This window comes from Finegoldia magna (assembly GCF_018371055.1).
Lineage (GTDB): Bacteria > Bacillota > Clostridia > Tissierellales > Peptoniphilaceae > Finegoldia > Finegoldia magna_I.
The window spans coordinates 1-1,249 of record NZ_JAGYZD010000346.1 but is presented as its reverse complement, the minus strand read 5'-3'; the positions used below and the strand labels follow the sequence as shown (position 1 = coordinate 1,249).

1 protein-coding gene and 1 pseudogene are annotated in these 1,249 nt (G+C 36.7%); both read right to left on the bottom strand.

The genetic code is table 11. From position 1 onward, the window contains the following. Positions 1 to 863 (bottom strand): annotated as a pseudogene (locus KHW44_RS09765) (V-type ATP synthase subunit A); the annotation flags it as partial. A gap of 13 nt (positions 864 to 876) precedes the next feature. Further along, positions 877 to 1,188, bottom strand: a complete 312-nt coding sequence (locus KHW44_RS09760) for a V-type ATP synthase subunit F (RefSeq protein ID WP_294685134.1) — start codon at positions 1,186 to 1,188, stop codon at positions 877 to 879. Between the last annotated feature and the right edge of the window lie 61 nt (positions 1,189 to 1,249).

Below are 1,249 nucleotides of genomic sequence, written 5' to 3'. Positions count from 1 at the left end.
GTTCTCTTCATCAATGATTGTCCAGTCTTAGGGTCAATCAATTCAGGGAATTCATTAAGAACGTCTGTCATTTCGTTACCACGTTCTCCACAACCTACATACACAACTATTTCAGCGTCTGCCCATTTAGCTAATTGGTGTTGAACTACTGTTTTACCACTACCGAAAGGTCCTGGAATTGCTGCAGTACCACCTTTTGCAACTGGGAAGAATGTATCGATAACTCTTTGACCTGTGATCAATGGTCTGATTGGATCTTCCTTTTCTTTGTAAGGTCTACCATTTCTTACAGGCCATCTTTGAATCATATTAATTTCTGTCTCTTTAGAATCTTGTTCTACAACGCAAACTGTTTGATCAACAGTGAATTCTCCAGATTCAATTGATTTGATTTTACCAGATACATTAGCTGGAACCATTATCTTGTGAACAATTACTTCAGTTTCTTGAACTTCACCAATAATGTCTCCTGGCTCTACTTCATCTCCAACAGACTTAACAGGCTTGAATTCCCATTTCTTTTCTCTGTTCAAAGATGGAGCACTAACTCCTCTTAATAAGAAGTCTCCAGCTTTTTCTTGCAATGATTTTAATGGTCTTTGAATACCATCAAACATTTGCTCCAATATACCAGGTCCCAATTCTATTGAAAGTGGGTGTCCTGTAGACACAACCTTATCTCCAGGTCCAATTCCTGTTGTTTCTTCATATACTTGAATTGAGGCTTTATCGCCTCTCATTTCAATAATCTCTCCAATGAGCTTATCGTCTGAAACCTCAACCACGTCATATACGCTTGCGTTTTCCATTCCTTCAGCAACTACTAAAGGTCCGGATACTTTTAATACTTTACCTTCTTTCAATATAAGCTCTCCTTTACAAAATGTTCGCTCCAACAGCCTTTTCGACATTGGTATTGATTCTGTTCATTCCAATGTTCAAGCTACCTTGATTAGAAGGTATCAAGATAATAGCTGGTGAAACTTTATCATTATATCTGTCTATTGTTTCTTTGATTTTTTCTGCTATTTGTTCAGTAATAAAAATCACACCGTAGTCTTCTTTTGCTAGTCTATCAACTGTTTTTCTAGCATCACTGCTTTCAATAGATTCAAAAACATCTACTCCCAAAGCCTTAAAAACCAACACAGAATCTCTATCACCTACTACAGCTACTTTTTTACGCATAACTTAACCTCAACTTACTCCTGATATAATCAGGTTTCAATGAGTTAATCTTTCCTACAAA